This is a genomic window from Actinomadura parmotrematis (assembly GCF_019458805.1).
Taxonomy (GTDB): Bacteria; Actinomycetota; Actinomycetes; order Streptosporangiales; family Streptosporangiaceae; genus Spirillospora; species Spirillospora parmotrematis.
Map to the genome: position 1 here is coordinate 118,166 of NZ_JAIBOA010000008.1, position 24,030 is coordinate 142,195.

20 protein-coding genes are annotated in these 24,030 nt (G+C 74.8%); 12 read left to right on the forward strand and 8 right to left on the reverse strand.

The features are described 5' to 3' along the window. Nucleotides 1-63 precede the first annotated feature (63 nt). The 4 genes from K1Y72_RS14375 (at nucleotide 64) to K1Y72_RS14390 (ending at nucleotide 4,849) form a co-directional block, all read left to right on the forward strand. A complete protein-coding gene (locus tag K1Y72_RS14375) occupies nucleotides 64-1,518 on the forward strand; it encodes an FAD-linked oxidase C-terminal domain-containing protein (protein ID WP_220166799.1) in 1,455 nt (484 codons plus the stop codon). Then, entirely contained in the window at nucleotides 1,518-2,654 is a 1,137-nt protein-coding gene (locus K1Y72_RS14380) for an FAD-binding oxidoreductase (RefSeq protein WP_220166800.1), read from the forward strand. The genes K1Y72_RS14375 and K1Y72_RS14380 overlap by 1 nt, the downstream gene beginning before the upstream one ends. Next, nucleotides 2,654-3,970 carry a (Fe-S)-binding protein gene (locus K1Y72_RS14385; protein WP_220166801.1) on the forward strand — a complete coding sequence of 439 codons (1,317 nt, stop codon included), beginning with the start codon at nucleotides 2,654-2,656 and terminating at the stop codon, nucleotides 3,968-3,970. The genes K1Y72_RS14380 and K1Y72_RS14385 overlap by 1 nt, the downstream gene beginning before the upstream one ends. 159 nt (nucleotides 3,971-4,129) lie before the next feature. Then, nucleotides 4,130-4,849 carry a hypothetical protein gene (locus K1Y72_RS14390; RefSeq protein WP_220166802.1) on the forward strand — a complete coding sequence of 240 codons (720 nt, stop codon included), beginning with the start codon at nucleotides 4,130-4,132 and terminating at the stop codon, nucleotides 4,847-4,849. On the opposite strand, the gene K1Y72_RS14395 is transcribed toward K1Y72_RS14390, so the two are convergent. Genes K1Y72_RS14395 through K1Y72_RS14410 form a run of 4 tightly spaced genes read right to left on the reverse strand, consistent with a single transcriptional unit; the run spans nucleotide 4,846 to nucleotide 10,332 of the window. Then, the gene (locus K1Y72_RS14395) at nucleotides 4,846-6,534 is read right to left on the reverse strand and encodes an ABC transporter family substrate-binding protein (protein WP_308287071.1); all 1,689 of its coding nucleotides are present in this window, start codon (nucleotides 6,532-6,534) and stop codon (nucleotides 4,846-4,848) included. The genes K1Y72_RS14390 and K1Y72_RS14395 overlap by 4 nt on opposite strands. Then, nucleotides 6,531-8,537 (reverse strand): dipeptide ABC transporter ATP-binding protein, encoded by a 2,007-nt coding sequence (locus tag K1Y72_RS14400; protein ID WP_220166803.1) that lies wholly within the window; start codon nucleotides 8,535-8,537, stop codon nucleotides 6,531-6,533. Before K1Y72_RS14400 ends, K1Y72_RS14395 begins: the two co-directional genes overlap by 4 nt. Beyond that, complete coding sequence (locus K1Y72_RS14405) at nucleotides 8,534-9,337, reverse strand: ABC transporter permease (RefSeq protein WP_220166804.1); 804 nt, start codon at nucleotides 9,335-9,337, stop codon at nucleotides 8,534-8,536. Before K1Y72_RS14405 ends, K1Y72_RS14400 begins: the two co-directional genes overlap by 4 nt. Further along, entirely contained in the window at nucleotides 9,334-10,332 is a 999-nt protein-coding gene (locus K1Y72_RS14410) for an ABC transporter permease (RefSeq protein ID WP_220166805.1), read from the reverse strand. The genes K1Y72_RS14405 and K1Y72_RS14410 overlap by 4 nt, the downstream gene beginning before the upstream one ends. 370 nt (nucleotides 10,333-10,702) lie before the next feature. Between K1Y72_RS14410 and K1Y72_RS14415 the strand changes: the two genes are divergently transcribed. Continuing rightward, the gene (locus K1Y72_RS14415) at nucleotides 10,703-12,655 is read left to right on the forward strand and encodes a sensor histidine kinase (RefSeq protein ID WP_220166806.1); all 1,953 of its coding nucleotides are present in this window, start codon (nucleotides 10,703-10,705) and stop codon (nucleotides 12,653-12,655) included. A 233-nt stretch (nucleotides 12,656-12,888) separates the two neighbouring features. On the opposite strand, the gene dapF is transcribed toward K1Y72_RS14415, so the two are convergent. Both dapF and miaA read right to left on the reverse strand, forming a co-directional pair. After that, a complete protein-coding gene (dapF, locus tag K1Y72_RS14420) occupies nucleotides 12,889-13,716 on the reverse strand; it encodes a diaminopimelate epimerase (protein ID WP_220166807.1) in 828 nt (275 codons plus the stop codon). Beyond that, complete coding sequence (gene miaA, locus K1Y72_RS14425; protein ID WP_308287073.1) at nucleotides 13,703-14,614, reverse strand: tRNA (adenosine(37)-N6)-dimethylallyltransferase MiaA; 912 nt, start codon at nucleotides 14,612-14,614, stop codon at nucleotides 13,703-13,705. Before miaA ends, dapF begins: the two co-directional genes overlap by 14 nt. A 92-nt stretch (nucleotides 14,615-14,706) precedes the next feature. Between miaA and K1Y72_RS14430 the strand changes: the two genes are divergently transcribed. Continuing rightward, on the forward strand, nucleotides 14,707-14,955 hold the full coding sequence (locus K1Y72_RS14430; RefSeq protein ID WP_258572424.1) for an antitoxin: 249 nt from the start codon (nucleotides 14,707-14,709) through the stop codon (nucleotides 14,953-14,955). Here the strand turns inward: K1Y72_RS14430 and K1Y72_RS14435 are convergent. Both K1Y72_RS14435 and miaB read right to left on the reverse strand, forming a co-directional pair. Next, on the reverse strand, nucleotides 14,952-15,632 hold the full coding sequence (locus K1Y72_RS14435; protein WP_220166808.1) for a class III extradiol ring-cleavage dioxygenase family protein: 681 nt from the start codon (nucleotides 15,630-15,632) through the stop codon (nucleotides 14,952-14,954). The two genes, K1Y72_RS14430 and K1Y72_RS14435, sit on opposite strands and share 4 nt — an antisense overlap. A 10-nt stretch (nucleotides 15,633-15,642) precedes the next feature. Continuing rightward, nucleotides 15,643-17,184, reverse strand: a complete 1,542-nt coding sequence (gene miaB / locus K1Y72_RS14440) for a tRNA (N6-isopentenyl adenosine(37)-C2)-methylthiotransferase MiaB (RefSeq protein ID WP_220166809.1) — start codon at nucleotides 17,182-17,184, stop codon at nucleotides 15,643-15,645. A gap of 301 nt (nucleotides 17,185-17,485) precedes the next feature. Between miaB and K1Y72_RS14445 the strand changes: the two genes are divergently transcribed. The 6 genes from K1Y72_RS14445 to K1Y72_RS14470 all read left to right on the forward strand — a co-directional run bounded on the left by K1Y72_RS14445 (nucleotide 17,486) and on the right by K1Y72_RS14470 (nucleotide 24,029). Continuing rightward, entirely contained in the window at nucleotides 17,486-18,208 is a 723-nt protein-coding gene (locus K1Y72_RS14445) for an amino acid ABC transporter ATP-binding protein (RefSeq protein ID WP_372452899.1), read from the forward strand. A 61-nt stretch (nucleotides 18,209-18,269) separates the two neighbouring features. Beyond that, a complete protein-coding gene (locus K1Y72_RS14450) occupies nucleotides 18,270-19,088 on the forward strand; it encodes a glutamate ABC transporter substrate-binding protein (RefSeq protein ID WP_220166810.1) in 819 nt (272 codons plus the stop codon). A gap of 76 nt (nucleotides 19,089-19,164) precedes the next feature. Continuing rightward, a complete protein-coding gene (locus K1Y72_RS14455) occupies nucleotides 19,165-19,854 on the forward strand; it encodes an amino acid ABC transporter permease (protein ID WP_220166811.1) in 690 nt (229 codons plus the stop codon). After that, nucleotides 19,851-20,804 carry an amino acid ABC transporter permease gene (locus K1Y72_RS14460; protein WP_220166812.1) on the forward strand — a complete coding sequence of 318 codons (954 nt, stop codon included), beginning with the start codon at nucleotides 19,851-19,853 and terminating at the stop codon, nucleotides 20,802-20,804. Before K1Y72_RS14455 ends, K1Y72_RS14460 begins: the two co-directional genes overlap by 4 nt. Before the next feature lie 68 nt (nucleotides 20,805-20,872). Beyond that, nucleotides 20,873-21,964, forward strand: a complete 1,092-nt coding sequence (locus K1Y72_RS14465; protein WP_220166813.1) for an NAD(P)-binding domain-containing protein — start codon at nucleotides 20,873-20,875, stop codon at nucleotides 21,962-21,964. An 88-nt stretch (nucleotides 21,965-22,052) separates the two neighbouring features. Then, nucleotides 22,053-24,029 carry a S9 family peptidase gene (locus K1Y72_RS14470; RefSeq protein WP_220166814.1) on the forward strand — a complete coding sequence of 659 codons (1,977 nt, stop codon included), beginning with the start codon at nucleotides 22,053-22,055 and terminating at the stop codon, nucleotides 24,027-24,029. Nucleotide 24,030 lies beyond the last annotated feature (1 nt).

Here is a 24,030-nt window from a genome sequence, read left to right on the forward strand (position 1 = left end):
CAGCCACCCGGGCGGCCGGCGCACCCCGTGTCCCGCCCCGCCCCCGCGTGGAAGGGTCAAGGAATGACCGAGGCAGTGTCCGGCCTGGCCGAGCGCTTCACCGCGCTGCTCGGCCCCGGCGGCGTCGTCACCGACCCGGTGCGGCTCGCCACCTACGAGTGCGACGGGCTGACCAACCACCGCGCCCGGCCCGCCCTGGTGGTGCTGCCGGACGACGGCGCCCAGATCGCCGAGATCGTGCGGGCCTGCGTCGCGGCCGGCGTCCCCTACGTCGCGCGCGGCTCGGGCACCGGCCTGTCGGGCGGGGCGCTGCCGCGCACCGACGGCGTCCTCATCGTCACCTCCCGGCTGCGCCGCGTCCTGGAGGTCGACGTCCCGAACCAGCGGGCCGTCGTCGAGCCCGGCGTCATCAACCTGGACGTCTCGCGCGCCGTCCGCGCGGACGGCTACTACTTCGCGCCCGACCCCTCCAGCCAGCAGATCTGCTCGGTCGGCGGCAACGTCGCCGAGAACTCCGGCGGCGCGCACTGCTTGAAGTACGGCTTCACCGCCCACCACGTCCTGTCCTGCGAGGTCGTGACCCCCGAAGGCGAGGTCGTGGAGCTGCGCGCGGACGACCCCGGCTACGACCTGCTCGGGGTGTTCGTCGGCGCCGAGGGCACCCTCGGCATCGCCACCAAGGTCACCGTGAAACTGACCCGGCTGCCCGAGACGGTGCAGACGCTGCTCGCCGCCTTCGACTCCATCGAGCGCGGCGGCACCGCCGTCTCGGCGATCATCGGGGCGGGGGTGGTGCCCGCCGCGATCGAGATGATGGACGCGCTGTCCATCGAGGCCGCCGAGGCGTCGGTCGCCTGCGGCTACCCGCCCGGCGCGGGCGCCGTCCTCATCGTCGAGCTGGACGGCCCGGCCGCCGAGGTCGAGCACCAGTTCGCGCAAATCCGGGCGCTGTGCGAGGAGGCCGGCGCGTTCGAGATCAGGGTCGCCGCCGACGACGCCGCCCGCGCGCTCATCTGGCGCGGCCGCAAGTCGGCGTTCGCCGCCGTCGGCCGGATCAGCCCCGCCTACCTGGTGCAGGACGGCGTCATCCCGCGCACCGCGCTCCCCCGCGTCCTGGCCCGCATCGACGCCCTGTCGGCCGAGTCGGGCGTGCGGGTCGCGAACGTCTTCCACGCCGGCGACGGCAACCTGCACCCGCTGGTGCTGTTCGACGACGCCGAGCCCGGCGCCGCCGAGCGCGCCGAGCAGGTGTCGGGCGCGATCCTCGACCTCTGCATCGAGCACGGCGGCTCGATCACCGGCGAGCACGGCGTCGGCGTCGACAAGGCCCGCTACATGCCGCGCATGTTCACCGCGACCGACCTCGACACCATGCAGATGGTGCGCTGCGGCTTCGACCCGGCGGGCCTCTGCAACCCCGGCAAGATCTATCCGACGCCGCGGCTCTGCGGCGAGGCGCCCGGCGTACGCAAGGGCGTGCACCCGCTGGTCGAGCAGGGGAAGGCGGACCTGTTCTGATGGCGACCGCACGCACCGCCCTGGAGAAGGTCTGCGGCGACGTCCGCGCGGACGCCGAGCACGGCCTCACCGCCGCGCCGGCGTCCGTGGAGGAGGCCGCCGCCGTCATGCGCGCGGCCGCCGAGCACGGTCTCGCCGTCCTCCCGCAGGGCGCGGGCACGCGCGCTCATTGGGGGCCGCCGGCCCGGCGCCGCGATCTCGTCCTCGACACCCGGCGCCTGGACCGGCTGGTCGAGCACGCCGCCGGCGACCTGGTCGTCAAGGCCGAGGCGGGCCTGCCCATGGGCCGCCTCGCCGCCGCGCTCGCCGAGCGCGGGCAGCGCCTCGCCCTGGACGCCGACCCCGCCTCCACCGTCGGCGGGACGGTCGCGACCGGCGCCGCCGGGCCGCTCCGGCTGCTCTACGGGACGCCGCGCGACCTCGTCATCGGCCTCACCCTCGTCCGCGCGGACGGGGAGATCGCCCGGAGCGGCGGCAAGGTCGTCAAGAACGTCGCCGGGTACGACCTCGGGCGGCTGTTCGCCGGGTCCTACGGCACGCTCGGCCTGATCGTGGAGGCCACCTTCCGGCTCCACCCCCGGCCCGCAGTCAGCGCCTACGTCACCGCCTCCTACACCGATCCGGACGCCGCCCACGCGGCCGTCCAGGCGGTGCTGCACTCCCCCGTCCACCCGAGCGCCGTCGAGGTCGCGGCGGGCGGCGGCGGCATCGCGGTCGGCGTCCTCGCCGAGGGCGCCACCGACCGCTCCGGCGCGGTCGCCGCGCTGCTCGGCCCCGGCGCCTCGGCGGACGCGTCCCCGCCCGCGTGGTGGGGGCGCCGCCCCGGCGGCGGGATCCTCATCGAGGTCACCGGCAGGCCCACCGACCTGCCCCGCCTGCTGCGCGCCGCCCCCGCCCTGGCCTGGTCGGCGTCCGGCCACGGCTGGACCGCCCTTCCCGAGGACGCCGATCCCGCGCCGCTGCTCGCCGCGCTCCGCGCGATCGGCGGCGCCGTCGTCCGCACCGGTCCCGCCCGCGTCATGCAGGGCCCGGACGTGTGGGGGCCGCTGCCGGCGCTGCCGCTCATGCGGCGCGTCAAGGACCAGTTCGACCCCGGGCACCGCCTGTCCCCCGGCCGCTTCGCAGGAGGCATCTGATGACCGCGCCCGACGAGCCCGCCGCCCCCGCCCCCGCCGTCCCGGAACTGCCGAAGCTGCTGGACGACTGCGTGCACTGCGGTTTCTGCCTGCCGACCTGCCCCACCTACGTGCTGTGGGGCGAGGAGATGGACTCCCCGCGCGGCCGCATCCACCTGATGCGGCAGCACGCCGAGGGGGCGCCGCTCGGCGAGGCCATGGTCGGGCACTTCGACGCCTGCCTCGGCTGCATGGCGTGCGTGACGGCCTGCCCCTCGGGCGTCCGGTACGACCGCCTCATCGAGATCACCCGCGCCGAGGTCGAGCGCGAGCACGACCGGCCGCTGCGCGAGCGCGCGATCCGCGCGGCCGTCTTCGCACTGTTCCCCTACCCGCGCCGCCTGCGCGCGCTGCGCGGCCCGCTCCGCCTCTACCAGCGCGCCGGCCTCGACCGGCTCGTCCGCCGCAGCGGCCTGCTGGAGCGGCTGTCGCCGTCGCTCGCCGCCATGGAGCGCCTCGCGCCGGCGCTCGGCCCCGCGCCCCGGCTGCCCGCCCGGGTCGCCGCGCGCGGGGGGCGGCGGGCGACCGTCGGCATGCTGACCGGCTGCGTCCAGCGCGAGTTCTTCCCCGGCGTGAACGCCGCGACCGCCCGCGTGCTCGCGCTGGAGGGCTGCGACGTGGTGATCCCCCCGTCGCAGGGCTGCTGCGGCGCGCTGTCGCTGCACTCGGGCCGCGAGGACGAGGCGCGCCGCTTCGCCCGCCGCACGATCGCCGCCTTCGAGGGCGTGGACGCGATCGTGGTGAACGCCGCGGGCTGCGGGTCGTCGATGAAGGAGTACGGCGCACTGCTCGCCGACGAGCCCGCATGGGCCGAGCGGGCCGCCGCCCTCGCCGGCCGCACCAGGGACTTCGCCGAGTACCTCGCCGAACTCGGGCCCCGCGCGGAGCGTCGGCCACTTCCGGTCAGCATCGCCTACCACGACGCCTGCCACCTCGCGCACGCCCAGGGCGTCCGCGCCCAGCCCCGGGCCCTGCTAACCGCCGTCCCCGGCCTGGAGCTCCGGGAGATCGCCGATCCCGACGTGTGCTGCGGCTCGGCCGGGACCTATAACCTGCTGCGACCTGAGGCCGCCGGGGAACTCGGCGACCGCAAGGCCGCCAACGTGCGCGCGACCGCAGCGGAACTGCTGGTCGCGGCCAACCCCGGCTGCTCCATGCAGATCGCCACCGCGCTGCGCCGCCGGGGGGCCGACATCGCCGTCGCGCACACCGCCGAAGTGCTCGACGCGTCCCTCCGCGGGCTCGATCCCCGGACGCTGCTGGCACGTACAACGTAGGCGGAACCGGCACAGAGCGCCGATCACCCTTTATGTACGGCACATCACGATGAATACGTTCGTCCTGTATCGTGGCCACCCCCAACCGCCGGTGAGCGCTCGCTGACAGGACGCGTCCGCCGCGCCAGCGGAAGGCCCGAGGGAACACGGGGAACGAACATGTCCAACCACCACCGATCCGCCGGACGCCGCCGCCGCAAGCAGGGCGGCGCGGGCCGGCTCGGCCTCGCCGGCGCGCTCGCCGGCGCCGTCGGGATCGCGGCGGTCGCCGGCGCCATCGTCGTGCTGCGCCCCGACTCCCAGGACGGCGGCGACCGGTCCGCGCTCGCCGGGCAGGGCGACGCGTCCACGTCCGCGAACGCGCCCGGCGCGACGCAGGCGCCGAAGAGCGGCACGCCGCTGTCGTTCAACACGCCCGAGGGCTACGGGTACACGCTGGCGGCGGTGAAGGCCGGCACCGACCCGCACCCGCTGAAGACCAGCAAGGCGTCCCCCGCGGGCGACACCTTCGCCTACGTCGACTACGTCCTCACCAACACCTTGAAGCGGCCCGTCCCGCTGGAGTACCCCGGCGACCTGTTCGTCCCCGCCTCCGAGGTCCCCGCGGCCGCGCGGTCGCGGTGCATGCCGCAGCCCGGCACCCCCGCGCAGATGTGCACGCTGCCGAACCACAGCAAGGTCACCGCGCGGATCGGCGGCGCCAAGGCGCCGTTCGACCAGGACGGCGACACGATGATGCCCGCGGGCGCGTCCTACATCGTCCGCGTGGCCACCGACCTGCCCGTCAAGGACTCGCTGCAGGACGGGGACGTCCGCCTGTACGTGTGGGACGCCCGCTACGTCAGCGACCGCAAGGCCGTGCGGCTCGACCTTCCCTAGGGGGCGCCGGGCGCCGGTCCGGTGAAGCCGATGTCCTCGTAGGCGGGCTCGGAGAAACCGCCGGCGCCGAGGTTGGCGAGGCCCGCGCGCGTCGCCACGATCTGCGGCCGCTGGTAGAGCGGCAGCACCGTGGCCTCCTGCCAGATGAGCCGGTCGGCGGCGTTGACGAGCGTGCGGGCGCGGACGGGGTCCACCTCCCCGATCGCGCGGTCCATCGCCTTGTCGATGGCGTCGCTCCCGGCCCGCGCGTAGTTCTGCTGGATGCGGTCGCCGCGCGGCTTCACGAAGACCGACCGCAGCGGCGACAGCGGGAACGAGGTGCCGAGCCAGGAGAACGGCACGATGTCGAAGTCGCCCGGCGTGACGTACCGGTCGAACAGGTCGTCGGTCGGGACGGGCTTGATGTCCACCCGGATCCCGATCCGCTCCAGCAGCGCGCGGGTGAGCTCGCCCTCCTGCCGGCTGCCCGGGACGCCCGAGGGGACGACGAACCGCAGCGCGAGGACCCTGCCGCCGCGCGCCCGGTACCGGCCGTGCCGGGCCCAGCCCGCCGCGTCCAGCAGCCGCGACGCCGCCGCCGGGTCGTAGCGGCCGAGCCCGCCGGAGTTGTCGGCGTAGCCCTCCTGGGTGTTGACGAAGAAGTGGTTGCCGAGGGTCTGCGCGGGCCAGCCGAGGTCGGCGAGGTCGGAGCGGGCGATGACGCGCCGGTCGATGCCGAGCATGACGGCGCGGCGGACGCGCGGGTCCGCCAGGACGGGCCCGGCGGCGTTCAGCGTGAAGTGCCGCCAGTCCGGGCCGCCCGCGCGGTGGATCACCGCGCCGCGCACGCCCTCGGCGCGGCGCAGCGCGCCCGCGTCGGTGCCGATGTCCATGAGGTCGACCTCGCCGTTGGCGAAGGCGCCCGGCATCGCGCTCGTGTCCATGGCGCGGAACACGATCCGGTCGAGCTTGGCGGGCCGCCCCCACCACGCCGGGTCGCGCACCAGCGTGACGGTCTTGGCGACCTGGTCGACCGGGCCCGCCCGGAACGGGCCGGCGGTGACCGGCAGCCGGTTCAGCCAGCCGGCGTTGAAGACCCGCGGGTCGGCGTTGGTGGACGCCGGGTACAGGGGGCTGAACAGGCTGCGCCAGTCGGCGTAGGGGCGGGCGAAGGTCACCTTCACCTCGTCGCGGCGGCCCGGCGCGACCCGCAGGACCTGCCGGTAGCCGGTGACGGTGGCGACCTGGAAGCGCGGGTCGCGGCCGGACAGGGCGCGGGCCTGCGCGGCGAAGTCGCGGTAGCCGATCGGGCGGCCGTCCGACCAGCGCGCCCGCGGGTTGAGGCGGTAGGTGACGACCTGGCGGGGCCGCGCCGCGGTGACCCGCGCGGACGTCACGTACTCGGGCACCGGGTGCGGGACGCCCGTGGCGTCGGCGCGCATGAGGAACGGCAGGGCGCCCTGCACGACCAGGTCGACGACGCCCTTGCTGCCGTTGACGTGGTCGAAGTTCCACTGGGCGGGGAACTCCGGCAGCGGCCAGCGCAGCGTGCCGCCGGCGCGGACGCGGTCGCGGGGCGCGGCGTCCACGTCGCTGGCGGGCACGCGGCCGGTGGCGGGCGCGGCGGCCGGGTCGCCGGCGCGGCAGCCCGCCGGGCCCGCGGCGAGCGCCGCGCACGCCAGCGGCGCGACCAGGCGGCGCCTCACCGTGCCCCCAGATGGTGGCAGGCCGCCGCGTGGTCGTCGTCGCCGGCCTCGGCGAGCACCGGGTCGAGCTCGGCGCAGAGCCGCGCGCGGCCCGCGTCCAGGCCCGGGTGGCGGGGGCAGCGCGGCCGGAACCGGCAGCCGCCGGGCGGCGCCGACGGGTCGGGCGGGCCGCCGGGCAGCGTGACGCGGCCCTGCCGGGCGCCCGGGTCGGGCACCGGGACGGCGCCGAGCAGCGCGCGGGTGTAGGGGTGCGCGGGCGTGCCGTACACGGCGCCGGCCGGGCCGATCTCGACGATGCGGCCGTGGTACATGACCGCGACGCGGTCGGCGACCGAGCGGACGACCGCGAGGTCGTGGGAGACGAACAGGTAGGCCACGCCGAGCCGGTTCTGCAGGTCGCGGAGCAGCGCCAGCACGCCCGCCCGCACCGACGCGTCCAGCGCGGCGACCGGCTCGTCGAGCAGCAGCAGCCGCGGCTCCAGCGCGAGGGCGCGGGCGATGCCGACGCGCTGGCGCTGGCCGCCCGACAGCTGCTGGGGGTAGCGGCCGGCGAGCGCGGCGTCCAGGCCGACCAGCTCCAGCAGCTCGCGGACGCGGGCGGCGGTGCGGTCCTTCGGGACGCGGTGGATGGCGAGCGGCTCGGCCAGGATCGCCGCGACGCGCATCCGCGGGTCGAGGGAGGCGAACGGGTCCTGGAACACCACCTGCACGTCGCGGCGGAGCGCCTTGCGGCCGGCGCGGCCGAGGGCGGCGGTGTCGCGGCCGAGCACCGACACGCGGCCGCCCGGCGGCGCGGCGAGGCGCAGGATCTCCATGAGCGCGGTGGTCTTGCCGCAGCCCGACTCGCCGACGAGGCCGAGCGTCTCGCCCTCGCGCACGTCCAGGGTGATGCCGTCGACGGCGTGCACGGCCCCGACCCGCCGCTTGTAGAGGGCGCCGCGGTACTGCGGGTGGTGGCGGACGAGGCCGCTCACGTGCAGGACGGGGGGCCGCGCCCGCCGGGGCGGGCGGTCCGGCGCCGGGACGGGCTCGGGCACCGGGTAGACGGCGCCGGGCCGCTCGGTCGCGGCGAGGTTCAGGCAGGCCGCGACCTGCCCGGACGGCGCGACCGGCAGCGCGGCGGGCTCGGTGACCGCGCACGCCGCGACCGCGACCGGGCAGCGGGTGCGGAACGGGCAGCCCTCGGCGGCGGGCGCGGCGTCGGCGGGCAGCGCGCGGACGGGCGCGCCGTCGAGGCGCGGCAGCGACCCGAGGAGCCCGATCGTGTAGGGCATCCGGGGGCGCCGGTAGACGTCGCCGACCGGGCCGGTCTCCACCGCCCGCCCCGCGTACATGACCATGACGCGGTCGGCGAACCCGGCGACCGCCCCGAGGTCGTGGGTGATCAGCACGATGGCGGCGCCGGTGGCCTGCTGGGCGGTGCGCAGCACGTCCAGCACCTGCGCCTGGACGGTGGCGTCCAGGGAGGTGGTCGGCTCGTCGGCGACGATGGCGAGCGGGTCGTTGGCGATCGCCATCGCGATCATGACGCGCTGCCGCATGCCGCCGGAGAACTCGTGCGGGTAGGCGCGGGCGAGGCGGGCCGCGTCGGGGACGCCGACGAGCTCCAGCAGCTCGACCGCGCGGGTGCGGGCGGCGCGGCGGGTGGCGCCGGCGTGCACCCGGATGGTCTCGGCGATCTGGTCGCCGACCTGGTGGACGGGGGTGAGCGCCGACAGCGGGTCCTGGAACACCATCGCCAGGTCCTTGCCGCGCACCCGCGACAGCGCGGCGTCGGGCAGCCCGAGCAGCTCGCGGCCGCGCAGCCGCACCGAGCCGCGGACCCGGGCGCCGGCCGGCAGCAGGCCGAGGACGGCGAGGGCGAGCGCGGACTTGCCCGACCCCGACTCCCCGACGACGCCGAGGACCTCGCCGCGCTCGACGGCGAACGACGCGCCGCGGACCGCGCGCACGTCCGGCGCGTAGTCGACGTGCAGGCCGCTCACCTGCAGCACCGGCGTCACCGGCGGCCCGCCGGGTCGAGGGCGTCGCGCAGGCCGTCGCCGATCAGGTTGACGGCGAGGACGACGAGGACGAGCAGCCCGGCGGCGAACGCGAACAGCCACGGGTAGGCGGTGGCCGACCCGGCGGCGCCCGCGATGACGGTGCCGAGCGACACGTCGGGCGGCCGCACCCCGTACCCGAAGTACGACAGGCCGCTCTCGGCGAGGATCGCGACGCTGACGTTCAGCGAGGCGTCCACGGCCAGCAGCGACGCGAGCTGCGGCACGATGTGCCGGACGATGACGCGGGGCGTGCCGGCGCCGAGGAGGCGGGCGGCGAGCACGTACTCGCGCTCGCGCAGCGACACCGTCGCCGCCCGCACCATCCGCGCCGTCACCATCCACATGAACGCGGCGAGCAGCACCACCAGGACGGGCCAGCCGCCGGGCAGCACCGGCGCGAGGACCGCGACGACCAGGAACGAGGGCAGCACGAGCAGCAGGTCGACGCCCCACATGAGGGCGCGGTCGGCCCAGCCGCCGAGGAGCCCCGCGACGGTGCCGACGGCGGCGGCGAGGCCGGTGGACAGGACCGCGACGAGCAGCCCGATGACCAGGGACTTGCGCATGCCGTGCAGGGTGAGGGCGAACACGTCGCGGCCGCTCTGGGTGGTGCCGAACCAGTGCGCGGCCGACGGCGGCCGGCGGAAGGCGGTGAAGTCGGTGGCGTCCCAGCTCCAGGGGGAGGCGAGCGGCCCGGCGAAGGCGAGCAGGAACAGCGCGGCGAGCAGCGCGAGGCCGGCGCGGGTGCGGCGGTTCACCGGGCGCCCGCCCGCGCCCGCGGGTCCAGCGCGCCCTGCAGGACGTCGGAGGCGAGCCCGGCGAGCAGGACCGCCGCGGCGGCCAGGCAGTCGACGGCGGCGACGACGTTGACGTCGCCGCGGGTGATGGAGTCGATCAGCCACTCGCCGAGGCCGTGCCAGCCGAAGATCTTCTCGGTGAACATGGCGCCGAGCAGCAGCAGGCCGCTCGTGTAGGCGAAGTAGGTGGCCACCGGGACGAGGGCGGTGCGCAGGCCGTGGCGGAGCAGCGCGTCGCGGCGGCGGAGCCCCTTGGCGCGGGCGGTGCGGACGAAGTCGGCGTGCAGCACGTCCAGCATCGTGCCGCGCTGGTAACGGCAGAACAGGGCGAGCTGGGCGAGGGCGATGGTGGCCGAGGGCAGCAGCAGGTGGCGGACGCGGTCGCCGAGGCCGCCGAGCGGGCCGAACGCGCCGCCGGACGCGCCGGGGCCGGTCTCCCCGACCCAGGCGAAGAGCCGCACGCCGGTGGCGTCGTTGACGCGGCTCGCGCCGATCTGCAGCAGCACCGCGAGGACGAACACCGGGACGGCGAGCAGCAGGTAGGAGCCGAAGGTGATGGCGCGGTCGGTCGCCCGGTGCCGGGAGACCGCCGCCCAGGCGCCGAGCAGGACGCCGAGGACGCCGCCGGCGACGGCGCCGCAGGTGAGCAGCCGCAGGCTGACCAGCAGGCGGCGGCCGAGCTCGCCGTTCACCGGGTCGCCCTGCCAGGTGCGGCCGAAGTCGCCGTGCAGGACGCCGGTGGCCCAGACGCGGTAGCGGTCGGCGAGGGGGGTGCGGTCGTTGAGGTTGAGCCGGTCGAGCTCGGCGTCGACGACGGCGGCGGGCGGCCGGGGGCTGCGGTCCTCGAACTCCGCGCGCGGCCGGAGCGCCGCCGCGGCCAGCAGGTAGGCGAGGCTGGCGGCGAGCACGGCCAGCACGGCGTGGCCCGCCAGCCGCCGCAGCAGGAAAACGAGCATGCTCTCCCTCCCCACGCGCATGACCGTCGGTGACGAAATGCTAGTGAACCATTACGGTGCGTGCACAGTCCATGGGAGTGGGGCGACCGAACGTGACCGAACGGTGACGTCGGGGCCGAGGCGGGCCGGGAGGGGCCCGGACGGCGCCCCGAACCGGCCCCCGGGTCGGCTCGGGGCGCCGGCGTCCGCAGGCACCCCTAGCAGCGCCTTCCCCGTCCGGCGCGCCCGTTCCCCGCCCGCGCGCCCCGGCGGTCCGGCCCGTCCAGGATCGGTCCCGCGCCGTCCCGGTGTCCTGAGACGGACGCCCCGCGCGCGCAAGGACGGCCGCCAGGACGCTTTACCATTCATTTACTCAGATCCGGGAGCGCTCATGAGCACGGTGCAACGGCCGCGGCGGGCCGCGGTCGGCCTCGCGGCCCTCGCCGTCGCCGCAGTGGTCACGACGCTGATCGTCGGCCGGTGGGTGCCGGCGGACCGGCGGCTGGTCTGGTGGCACCCCGAGATCGTCATCGCGCTGTTCTGGACGCCGGTCGCGGCGCTGCTGCTGCGGCACCGCCCGGGGCTGCGGGTCGGCTGGCTGATGCTCGTCGCGGGCGTGAGCGCCTCCTGCTACCTGCTCGCGCTGAACCTCGGCCCGCTGCTGGAGATCCACGGCCTGGCCGGGGCCGCCTTCCTGCTCTGGCTCGGCCGCTGGCTCTGGGCGATCGACACCTTCGCGCTCACCCTGGTGCTGCCGCTGATCTTCCCCGACGGCCGGCTGGTGTCCCGCTGGTTCGCCCCGGTGCTGCTCGCGGCGTTCGCGGTCCCGCTGATCGTCTGCGTGCACCTCACCGTGGACCCGGGCGCGCGCCGCTTCCACAACGGGGTGTCGGTCTACCCCTTCCAGGACATCCCGTGGCCGATCTCCGCGACGATCCTCGGCACCCTCGCGCTCAGCGTCGTGTCGATCCTGGTGCGGTTCGCGCGCTCGGCCCCGGACGTGCGGCGGCAGATCGCCTGGGTCGTCTACCCGGGCGTGATCGCCCAGACGATCATCTACGTGGGCGAGTCCACCCCGATCGGCGACCCGATCCGCAACATCACCATCGCGGCCGTGCCGATCTGCGTCGCGATCGCCATCACCCGCTACCGGCTCTACGACATCGACCTGGTCGTCAGCCGCACCCTGGTCTACGCGGGCCTCGTCGTCGTCATCACCGGCGTGTACTTCGCGCTGGTCGGCGCGGTCAGCATCGTCGTCGCCGACCACGGGCCGCTGACCGGCCTCGCCGGCGCGATCGCGGCGGGCGCGGTGTTCGAGCCCGCGCGGCGGCGCCTGCAGCGCGCGGTGGACCGGCTGCTGCACGGCGAGCGCGACCCCTACCGCATCGCCGACCGGCTGAACCGCACCCTGCAGACCATCTCCGACCCGGCCGCCGCCCTCGCCGCCGCCGCGTCCACCGCCCGCCGCGCGCTGCACGCCACGGGCGTCGTCATGGAGGTCCTCGACCGCGACGGCCAGCTCCTCGCCGTCGAGGAAGGCGACCTCGGCGACCGCCCCCAGCTCATCCCGCTCGTCTGGCACGGCGAGCCGGTCGGCCGGCTGATGTTCGGGGTGACCCGCGCCCCCGACGCCCGCCTCGCCGGCATCCTCGCCCGCAACCTCGCCGAGCTCGCCAACGCCACCCGCCTCGCGCTCGACGTGCAGCGCTCGCGCGAGCGGCTGCTGCGCGCCCGCGAGGAGGAGCGCCGCCGGCTCCGCCGCGACCTGCACGACGGCCTCGGCCCGACGCTCGCGAGCCTCGCCATGACGGTGGACGCCGCGCGCATCACGCTGAAGACCGACCCGGCGGCCGTCGACCCGCTGCTGGAGCACCTGCGCACCACCATGGGCCGCACCATCGGCGACATCCGCGAGCTCGTCTACGGGCTGCGCCCGCCCGCGCTGGACGACCTCGGCCTCACCGGCGCGATCCGCGCCCTCGGCGGCGTCGTCGCCAACGGCGACGGGCCCCTCGTGGACGTCCAGGTCGAGGGCGACCTCGACGACCTGCCCGCCGCCACCGAGGTCGCCGCCTACCGCATCGTCCAGGAGGCGCTCACCAACGTGCACCGGCACGCCCGCGCGGACCGCGCCACCGTCCGGCTGCTGGTGAACGGCGACCTGCACCTGTCGGTCGGCGACGACGGGATCGGCCTGCCCGAGCGGGCCCGGTCGGGCGTCGGGATGTCGTCGATGCGCGAGCGGGCCGCCGAGCTCGGCGGCACCTGCACGGTCGAGCCGGGCCCCGGCGGCGGGACGCTCGTCCGCGCCCGGCTGCCCCTCAACGGCGCGCTGAACTAGCCGGCCCCCGGGAACGGGCCCGGAAAGCGGAAAGCACACCCGGTGGGAGGGCCGGCCGCCGCCCCCCGCCAAGAAGGTCGCGACCGGCCCTCAGGCACCGCGCGGATCCGGGGCTCCCATCCCGGACCCAGCGGGCCTCTCCACCAGAGGGTGTGCACGTCAAAAATTAAACCTCCGGCGGTCCCGGGGGTGAGGGACCGCTGTCCCGACCCCGCCGGGACCGGCGGGTCCTGTCACTCGGCGAGGATGATCTCACCCTCCGCGACCAGGACCGCCGGACCCGTCAGGTGGCTTGTCAGGTCCTCCAGATCGACGGTGACGCGGCCGCCCGGCACGTCCACCGTCCAGGTCCCGCGCGGCGCGGCGGCACCGCCCCCGGCCTGCGCGATCGCGGCGGCGAGCGCCGTCGCGACGGTGCCGGTGCCGCACGAGCGGGTCTCCCCGGAGCCGCGCTCGAACACCCGCATCTCCACGTGGCGGTCGCCGAGGAACCGGTAGAACTCCACGTTCACGCCCTCGGGGAACTGCGCGGCGTCGAAACCGGGCGCCCGGCACAGGTCCAGGCCCGCGACCGGCTCGTCCACCCGGCAGGCCAGATGCGGGTTGCCGACCGAGACGGCCGCGCCCCGGTACGTCCGGCCCGCCAGCGTCGCCTCGCCGGTGCCGAGGTAGGCGGGCGGGCCCATGTCCACGCGGACGTCGCCGGCCGGGCCGAGCGCGACACGGCGGAGCCCCGCGCGGGTCGCGATGTCCCACTCGCCGGGCGCGGCGAGGCCGGCGCTCACCAGGTAGCGGGCGAAGACACGGGTGCCGTTGCCGCACATCTCGGCGATGCTGCCGTCGGCGTTGCGGTAGTCCATGAACCACTCGGCGTCCTGGCCCTCGACGGCGGGATCGGCGGCCGCCTTGGTGCGGACGGCGCGCAGCACGCCGTCGGCGCCGATGCCCGCGCGCCGGTCGCAGAGCGCCGCGACCCGCCCGGCGGTCAGCTCCAGCTCGCCGTCCGGATCGGGCAGGATGACGAAGTCGTTCTCGGTGCCGTGTCCCTTAACAAACCGCATGCGCCGATCGTAGGGCCTGATCCAGCAGGTCCGGCGCGTCGTAAGGCAGCCACACCACGCGCGGGTCGCGGCGGAACCAGGACTCCTGGCGGCGGGCGAACCGGCGGGTGGTGCGGACGGTGTCCTCCTTCGCCTGCGCCTCGGTCCACTCCCCCGCCAGGACCCGCAGCACCTGCGCGTACCCGAGGGCGCGCCCGGCCGTCAGCCCGTCGCGCAGCCCGGCCGCCTCCAGCCGCCGCACCTCCTCCACCAGGCCCGCCTCCCACATCCGCTCGACCCGCAGCGCGATCCGCTCGTCCAGCTCGGGGCGCGGGACGCTGAGGCCGATCTGGACGGCGGGCCGCCGGTAGCGGTGGTCCGGCATCGTCGCGGTGAACGGGCGTCCGGAGATCTCGATGACCTCCAGGGCCCGCACGAGGCGCCGCCCGTTGCTCGGCAGGATCGCGGCGGCGGCGTCCGGGTCGAGGCCGCGCAGCCGCTCGTGCAGGGCGCCGGGGCCGGACGCGGCGAGCTCGTCCTCCAGGCGGGCCCGGACCGCGGCGTCGGTGCCGGGGAACTCCAGATGGTCCAGGGCCGCCCGCACGTACAGCCCCGAACCGCCCACCAGCACCGGGACGCGGCCGCGGCCCCGGATGCCGGAGATCGCCTCGTCGGCGAGGCGCTGGTACTCGGCGACGCTCGCGGCGACCGTCACGTCCCACACGTCCAGCAGGTGGTGCGGGACGCCGCGCCGCTCCTCCGCGGTCAGCTTGGCGGTGCCGATGTCCATGCCCCGGTACAGCTGCATGGAGTCGGCGTTGACCGCCTCGCCGCCGAGGCGGAGCGCGAGGTCCACCGCCAGGTCGGACTTGCCGGCCGCGGTGGGGCCGACGACGGCAATCACATCTTGAGAGGTCACGGGACCGATCCTGGCAATCGTCGGGGTAGGAATGGGGGAGGGTACGGGCGCCCGTCCACGCCGGGCGGCGCCACCGGACGAGCATCGGGGGGATGCGGATGTCCATCGTCGACAAGGTCAAGGAGATGCTCGGCCAGAACGCCGGCGCCGCCAAGAAGGCCGTCGACAAGGCGGGCGACATGGTGGACCAGCGCACCGGCGGCAAGTACGCCGACAAGGTCGACCAGGTCCAGGAGAAGGCCCGCGGCTACATCGACGGCGGCGGCTCCGGGACGGCCCGGCCCCAGGAGGCGCCGCAGGAGCCCCGGCCGCAGGCGGGCGGCGAGCAGCGGCCCTCCTAGCGACGCCAGCGGGCGGCGAAGTAGCCGACGCCGTAGGGAGCCTCGTCGGCCAGCAGGTCGGCGTCGAACGCAGCCTCGCCCGCCGCGCCCGCCAGTACCTGCCACGCGGCCCGTCCCGCCGCCCGCACGCCGTCCGACAGGACGGGGTCCAGGGCGGCGAGGGCGGGCCCGTCCGCGTCGGCGAGCGCGCGCGCGACGGCCGCGTCGTAGGGGGCGGCGCGCTCGTCCAGATAGCCGGGTGCCTTTTCGGTGCGGCAGGCCGAACCGTCGCCCATGACCAGGAACGCGACGCGATCGGCCACTTCCGCGAGTTTGGCGCCGAGTTCGGCGCACTCCACCGGCGAGGCGTCGAAGGCGACCTCCTGATAGCGGACGGGCACGTCTTTTGCGCTCCGGGCCAGCAGACGGTGTCCGATGGTGAGGGATAGCGGCAGCGCCTCCCCCTGCGGATCGCCGTGGACGGCGTCCAGGCCGTAGGGGCGCAGGGACGCCGCCACGGGTCCGTCGTAGGCGCAGGTGCGCTCGCCGCCGCCCACGACCACGACCACGTCGCCGTCCAGGGCGCGGATCGCCGCGTCGCAGGCGGCGCGCAGGCCGTCGAGTTCGGCGGCCGCCTCCCCCGCCACCTCGGGCAGCAGGATCGGCGGATGCGGGCAGACCGCGGCCGAGATGAGCACGCCGTGCCTCCTACGGGCAGGTGGAGCAGCCGGTCGCGGCGGCGGCGGGCTGCGCCGGGCGCCCGATGCTGGGCATGCCGAGCCCGACGCCCGCGGGCTTCGCCCGGCCCTGGCGGGCCTCCCAGGCGTCGCCCGCGCGGGTGCGGCGGACCGGCCCGGCCACGATGTCGGCGACCAGGTGGTGCGGCGCGGCGTAGGTGACCTCGACGGGCACCATGTCGCCGGGGCGGACGGCCTCGTCCGGCGCGGCGAAGTGCACCAGCCGGTTGTCGGCGGCGCGGCCCGACAGGCGGCGCGTCGCCTGGTCCTTGCGGCCCTCCCCCTCGGCGACCAGCACGTCCAGGGTCCGGCCGAGCTGGGCCCGGTTCTCCGCCCAGGAGATCTCCTCCTGGAGCGCGACCAGCCGCTCGTAGCGCTCCTGCACGACGTGCTTGGGGAGCTGCCCGTCCATCGTCGCGGCCGGGGTGCCGGGCCGCTTGGAGTACTGGAAGGTGAACGCCGAGGAGAACCGCGCCTCGCGGACCACGTGCAGCGTCTGCTCGAAGTCCTCGTCGGTCTCGCCGGGAAACCCGACGATGATGTCGGTGGTGATCGCGGCGTCGGGGATCGCGGCCCGCACCTTGCCGATGATGCCGAGGTAGCGCTCCTGCCGGTAGGAGCGGCGCATCGCCTTCAGCACCGCGTCCGAGCCCGACTGGAGCGGCATGTGCAGCGACGGCATGACGTTCGGCGTCTCGGCCATCGCCGCGATGACGTCGTCGGTGAAGTCCTTGGGGTGCGGCGAGGTGAACCGGACCCGTTCCAGGCCCGCGATGCCGCCGCACGCCCGCAGCAGGCCCGCGAAAGCGGACTGCCCGCCGCGCGTCATCTCCCGCACCTCGGCGGGCGCCGACGCGAGCGACCCGAAGCCGCTGCCGTAGGCGTTGACGTTCTGGCCGAGCAGGGTGATCTCCACGACGCCGTCGGCGACGAGCGCCTCCACCTCGGCGAGGATCTCGCCCGGCCGGCGATCGCGCTCCTTGCCCCGCAGCGACGGCACGATGCAGAACGTGCAGGTGTTGTTGCAGCCGACCGAGACCGACACCCAGGCCGCGTACGGCGACTCGCGGCGCGTCGGCAGCGTGGAGGGGAAGGTCACGAGGGACTCCTCGATCTCCACCTGCGCCTCGTCCATCACCCGGGCGCGCTCCAGCAGCGCGGGCAGCGACCCGATGTTGTGGGTGCCGAACACCACGTCCACCCAGGGGGCGCGCCGCACGATGGTGTCGCGGTCCTTCTGCGCCAGGCAGCCGCCGACGGCGATCTGCATCCCGGGCCGGCCGTCCTTGACCGGCCGCAGGTGCCCGAGGTTGCCGTACAGGCGGTTGTCGGCGTTCTCCCGGACGGCGCAGGTGTTGAACACGACCACGTCGGGCTCGGCGCCCGCGGCGCGGACGTACCCGGCGTCCTCCAGCAGGCCCGACAGGCGCTCGGAGTCGTGGACGTTCATCTGGCAGCCATAGGTACGGATCTCGTACGTACGGTGGCCGCCCTCGTTCAGCGCAGCACTCATGACAATCGCCAAGGGTACGCGCCGCGCGCCACTCCCCGCGCGCGCGTTGCGGGCGACTCCGGCCGGTCGCGCGGACAGGCCGCGACGCGCCCGGCATACTCGCCTTGATGATCTCGGTCGGCGCACGTCCACAACCGCGCCGACGTGCGCATTCGTGATCGGATAGCAACCGTTGGATGACTTGCCCGGTAATAAGCATGTCGTAAAGTCCGGCTGCATGACGGACAGCGCAGGCGGCCCCGAACTCACCAAGGGCGGTGACGTGGCCCCGGAAGACACGCCGGTCGGCGAGCCCCTGGTGGTGCTCGAGCACGTCAACAAGTACTTCGGCGAACTGCACGTGCTGAAGGACATCGACCTCACCATCAACCGGGGCGAGGTCGTCGTCGTGATCGGCCCGTCCGGCGGCGGCAAGTCGACCCTCTGCCGGTCGATCAACCGGCTGGAGCCGATCGACGGGGGCACCATCCTGGTCGACGGCGCCAAGCTGCCCGAGGAGGGCAAGCAGCTCGCCCGGCTGCGCGCCGACGTCGGCATGGTGTTCCAGTCCTTCAACCTCTTCGCCCACAAGACGATCCTGCAGAACGTCACGCTCGGGCCGATCAAGGTCCGCAAGGTGGCGAAGGCCGAGGCCGAGAAGCAGGCGATGGAGCTCCTGGAGCGGGTCGGCATCGCCGCCCAGGCGGAGAAGTTCCCCGCGCAGCTCTCCGGCGGCCAGCAGCAGCGCGCGGCGATCGCGCGGGCCCTCGCGATGAAGCCGAAGGTGATGCTCTTCGACGAGCCCACCTCCGCGCTCGACCCCGAGATGGTCAAGGAGGTGCTGGACGTGATGACCGGCCTCGCCGCCGACGGCATGACCATGATCGTGGTGACCCACGAGATGGGGTTCGCCCGGCGCGCCGCGCAGAAGGTCGTCTTCATGGCCGACGGGCAGATCGTCGAGGAGAGCACCCCCGACGAGTTCTTCACCAACGCGCGCACCGAACGCGCCCGCGACTTCCTCTCGAAGATCCTCTCGCACTGACCTCGCACCGCCGGGCCAGAGCGGGTCCGGCGTACCTCCGCCAACCATTGGAGTACTGAACATGCGCGTTCGCACTTTCGGGGTGGCGCTCGCCGGACTGGCCGCCGCCTCCCTGGCCGCGTCCGGCTGCAGCGCCAAGAAGGACGACACCGTCGACGGCAAGAAGGAGCTCGTCGTCGGTGTCAAGGCCGACCAGCCCGGCATGGGCCTGAACACCCCCCAGGGCTTCCAGGGCATCGACATCGACGTGGCGAACTACATCGCCAAGAAGCTCGGCGCGACCAAGGTCACCTTCAAGGAGGCCAAGTCCGCCAACCGCGAGTCCTTCCTCGCCAACGGCACCGTCGACATGGTCGTCGCGACCTACTCGATCACCGCCGAGCGGCTGCCCAAGGTCACCTTCGGCGGCCCGTGGGTCGTCACCCACCAGGACATCCTGGTCCGCGCCAACGATAACTCGATCACCAAGGTGCAGGACCTGAAGGGCAAGAAGGTCTGCCAGGTCCAGGGCTCCAACTCCTGGAAGCGCATCACCGAGGACAACAAGGTCGACGCCAAGCTCGTCCCCGCGCAGGGCTACGAGGACTGCATCGTCAAGCTGAAGGCCGGCACCCTGGACGCGGTCTCCACCGACGCGACCATCCTCGCCGGCTACGCCCAGCGCGAGGGCTCCTCGGTCAAGCTCGCCAACGCCCCCTTCACCGACGAGAAGTACGGCGTCGGCCTGAAGAAGGGCGACACCAAGGGCTGCGAGGCCGTCAACAAGGCGATCACCGACATGTACAAGGACGGCACGGCCAAGACGCTGTGGGACAAGTGGTTCGGCAAGACGAACCTGAAGTTCGACGCCACGCAGCCGCCCGCCCAGGGCTGCAGCTGATCGCCGCCCGTCACCGACGGTGCGCCGGCGGGCCCGCGTGCGGGCCCGCCGGCGTCCCGCCAGAGGATGAGACTCCATGAACTGGGACGTTCTCTTCGACTTCAGCCCGTTCGGCAAGGAATCCAGCGAGGTCCTGCAGGCGTTCTGGGCGACCGTCCGGCTCTCGGTCATGACCGGCGTGCTGTCGCTGGTCTTCGGCACGGTGCTGGTCGCGATGCGGGTGTCCCCGACGCCGGTGCTGCGCCGGGCCGGAACGGTCTACGTCAACATCTTCCGCAACACCCCGCTGACGCTGATCCTGGTGTTCACCAGCCTCGGGCTCCATGACACCCTCGGCATCAGCGTCTCCAGCGGCATCTCCGCGAACGCCTACTGGCTCGCGGTGTTCGGGTTCACCGCCTACACCTCGGCGTTCGTCTGCGAGGCGCTGCGGGCCGGCATCAACACCGTGCCGATCGGCCAGGCCGAGGCGGCCCGCGCGATCGGGCTGCCGTTCGCGCAGTCGCTGCGGCTGGTCATCCTGCCGCAGGCGTTCCGCGCTTCGATCGCGCCGCTCGGCAGCACCCTCATCGCCATGATCAAGAACTCCACGGTGGTGTCGGTGGCCGGCTACATCGAGTCCGCGGGGCAGATGAAGCAGATGTTCGACGACTACGGAGCCACCTTGCCGATCTTCCTCGGCTTCGCCGCCGCGTTCATGGTCCTCACCCTGCCCGCCGGGCTGCTCACCAGCTACCTGGCCAAGCGGCTGGCGGTGGTCCGGTGAGCACCGCCGCCCCCGTCCCCGCCGCGCGCAGGCCCGCGCCGAAGCGCCGCGCCGCCGAGCCGTCGGTGCTGTTCGACGCGCCGGGCCCGCGGGCGCGCCGCCGCAACGCCCTGCTGACCGTCGTCGGCTCGCTGGTGATCCTCGGGATCCTCGCCGCGATCGTCTGGCGGCTGGCCGACAAGGACCAGTTCGCCGGCAAGCTGTGGAGCCCCTTCCTCAAGGGCTCCACCTGGACCAAGTACATCCTGCCGGGCCTCGGGCACACGCTGTCGGCGGCTCTCGTCGCGGCCGTGCTCGCGCTCGCCTTCGGCATCCTGTTCGGCATCGGCCGCATGTCGGACCACGCGTGGCTGCGCGTCCCGTCCGCCGTGGTGATCGAGTTCTTCCGGGCGATCCCGCTGCTGCTGCTCATGTACTTCGTGTTCTCCGGCCCGGCGACCATCTCCGACGGGCTGAACCGCGAGCCGCCGCACGTCACCGAGTTCATGGCCGTCGTCGTCGGCCTGATGCTCTACAACGGCTCGGTGCTCGCGGAGATCTTCCGGGCCGGCATCCAGTCGCTGCCGCGCGGGCAGTCCGAGGCGGCCTACGCCCTCGGCCTCCGCAAGAACGCGGTGATGCGGCTGATCCTGGTGCCGCAGGCGGTCACCGTCATGCTGCCGGCGATCATCAGCCAGCTGGTGGTGCTGCTGAAGGACACCGCGCTCGGCTACATCATCGGCTACACCGAGCTGCTGAACTACGGCTTCAAGCAGATCCCCGCCAACTACGGCAACCTGCTGCCCGCCGCGATCGTCATCGCGGTGATCTACATCGGGCTGAACATGACGATCAGCGCCGTGGCGACGTGGCTGGAGCGGCGGCTGCGGCACAGCCGCAAGCGCGCCGCGGGCACCGTCGACACCACCGCCACGCAGCTGCCCGGCGGCGCCGCCACCGGCGCCGACTAGGGCCGTCCGCACGCCTTCGCGGGGGCGCCGCCGGGAATCCGGCGGCGCCCCCGCCGGTTCTGGCGGGCATGAGCGGTGACGTGGACGTCGTGGTGGTCGGGGCCGGGCAGGCGGGGCTGTCGGCCGGGTACTCCCTGGCGCGCTCCCCGCTGTCGTACGTGATCCTCGACCACGCGCCGCGTCCGGGCGGCGCCTGGCAGCACCGCTGGCCGACGCTGACGCTCGGCCGGGCGCACCGCGTCCACGACCTGCCCGGGATGCCGCTCGGCGCGCCCGACCCGTCGCGGCCCGCGTCCGAGGTCGTCGCGGAGTACTTCGGCCGCTACGAGCGGGAGTTCGGCCTCGACGTCCGCCGCCCGGTGGACGTCACGTCGGTCGAGGACCTGCCGGACGGGCGGCTGCTGGCGCGCACCTCGGCGGGCGACTGGACGGCCCGCGCGCTCGTCAACGCGACCGGGACCTGGGAGCGCCCGTTCTGGCCCTACTACCCCGGCCGGGAGACCTTCCGCGGCCGCCAGCTCCACACCGCCGGCTACACGGGCCCGGCCGAGTTCGCCGGGAAACGCGTCGTGGTCGTCGGCGGGGGCGCCTCGGCCGTGCAGGCGCTCATGGAGATCGCCGACGTGGCCGCGGCGACCACCTGGGTCACGCGGCGGCCCCCGGTGTGGGCCGAGGGCGAGTTCACGCCCGAGCGGGGCCGCGCGGCGGTCGCCAAGGTCGCCGAGCGCGTCCGGCTCGGCCTGCCGCCCGGCAGCGTCGTCGGGTCGACGGGCCTGCTCCTCACGCCCGAGGTGCGGGCGGCGCGCGAGAGCGGCGTCCTGGCGCGGCGGCCGATGTTCCGGCGGGTCGTCCCGGACGGCGTCACCTGGGCGGACGGCTCGCACGTCCGTGCGGACGCCATCCTGTGGGCGACCGGCTTCCGGGCGAGCCTCGACCACCTCGCCCCGCTGGGCCTCCGCGGTCCCGGCGGCGGGATTGTGATGGATGACACAGCGGTCGCCGCCGATCCGCGCGTCCACCTCCTCGGCTACGGCCCGTCGGCGAGCACGATCGGGGCGAACCGGGCGGGACGCGCGGCGGTGAAGCGGATCGAGCGCCTCCTGCTTTCCGGCGTTTCCGACGGAAAAGTCCCCGGCGCGGCGCCGGCCGCCCGCGGCTGACCGTTCCGCGGTGAGCGGCTTGTATCTTTCCGAGCTCAACTGCCCCGTCATGGCCCCAACCGATCCCCGTATGCGGGACGATTCGGTTATGACCGCTCGCGCGACCCTTCCCTTCGGCTCCTGGCCCTCGCCCATCTCCGCCGCCGACGTCGCCCGCGCCGGGCTGCGCCTCGGTTTCCCCACCGTGTCGGGCACCGGGATCTGGTGGCAGGAGACCCGCCCCGAGGAGGGCGGCCGCACCACGGTCATGCATCTGGACGGCGGGCATCTCAGCGAGCTCCTGCAGGCCCCCTGGGACGCCCGGACGCGGGTCCACGAGTACGGCGGCCGGTCCTACCTGCCCGTCGCCGCCGACGGCGGGCACGTGATCGTCTTCTCCAACTACGAGGACCAGCGGCTGCACCGCCTGGACCCCGGCGACCCGAAGCCGCGGCCGCTCACCCCCGAGCCGGCCCAGCCGGGCGGGCTGCGCTACGCCGACTACGTCCTGTCGCCCGACGGCGCCGAGATCTGGTGCGTCTGCGAGGGGCACACCCCCGACGACGGCATCCGCCGCGCGATCGTGGCCGTCCCGCTGGACGGCAGCGCCGCCGAGGACCCGGCGGCCATCCGCGAGCTGGTCTCCGGATCGCACTTCTACGCCTCCCCCGCGCCGTCCCCGGGCGGCGGCCACCTCGCCTGGGTGCAGTGGAACCACCCGCGGATGCCGTGGGACGGCACCGAGCTGCGCGTGGCGGCGCTGGAGGACGCGCGGGCCGTCGTGCCGAACTCGGGCCGCACCGTCAAGGGCGGCCTCACCGAGTCGGCGCTCGCGCCGCTCTGGGCCGACGAGAGCACCCTCTACGTGATCTCCGACTGGCCCGGCTGGTGGAACATCTACGAGATCGGCCTGCACGGCGAGTCCGCGCAGGCGCTGTACCCGGCCGAGGAGGAGTTCGCGGGCCCGCTCTGGCAGCTCGGCGGCATGCCGTACGCGGCGCTCGCCGACGGCCGCCTCGCCGTCCTGCACGGCGAGGGCGACCAGCGGCTCGGCGTCTACGACCCCGACACGCTGGAACTCACCGACCTCGACGTGCCCTTCACCAACTGGCAGGGCGCCCTGTCGGCGGACGGCACCACCATCGTCGGCATCGGCGGCGCCCACGACACCCCGCCCTCGCTCGTGCGGATCGACGCGGCCACCGGCCGGGCCGAGGTGCTGCGCCGCGAGCTCGACGAGCTCCCGGACGCCGCCTACCTGCCGACGCCGCGCACCGAGCGCCTGGAGGGCCGGTTCGGCCGTCCCGTCCACGCGTTCGTCTACCCGCCGTCCAGCCCCGAGGCCGAGGGCCCCGCGGGCGAGCTGCCGCCGTACGTGGTGTTCGTCCACGGCGGGCCGACCGGCCGCGCGTCGCAGACCCTCAGCCTGGAGCGGGCCTACTTCACCAGCCGCGGCATCGGCGTGATCGACGTCAACTACGGCGGGTCCGCCGGGTACGGCCGCGCCTACCGCGAGCGGCTGCGCCGCCAGTGGGGCGTCGTCGACGTCGAGGACGCCGTCGCCGCCGCCGAGGCGCTCGTCGCGGCGGGCGTCGCCGACGCGGGCCGGCTCGCGATCCGCGGCGGCAGCGCGGGCGGCTGGACGACGCTCGCGGCGATCACCCAGAACGACGTGTTCAAGGCCGCCACGTCCTACTTCGGCATCAGCGACCTGCAGTCGTTCGCGGCGACCACCCACGACTTCGAGTCGCAGTACCTGTTCGGCCTCATCGGCCCGCTGCCGGGCTTCGAGCGGGCCTACGAGGAGCGCTCGCCGCTGACCCGCGCCGACCGCACGTCCTGCCCCGTGCTGCTGCTGCAGGGCCTCGACGACCCGATCGTGCCGCCGGACCAGTCCGAGCGGTTCGCGGTGGCGCTCGCCGAGAAGAAGACGCCGTACGCCTACCTGACGTTCGAGGGCGAGTCGCACGGGTTCCGGCGGGCGTCCACGACGATCCGCTGCCTGGAGTCCGAGCTCGCCTTCTACGGGCAGACCCTCGGTTTCGAGCCGCGCGGCGTGCAGCCGATCGACCTCACGGTCGGCTGAC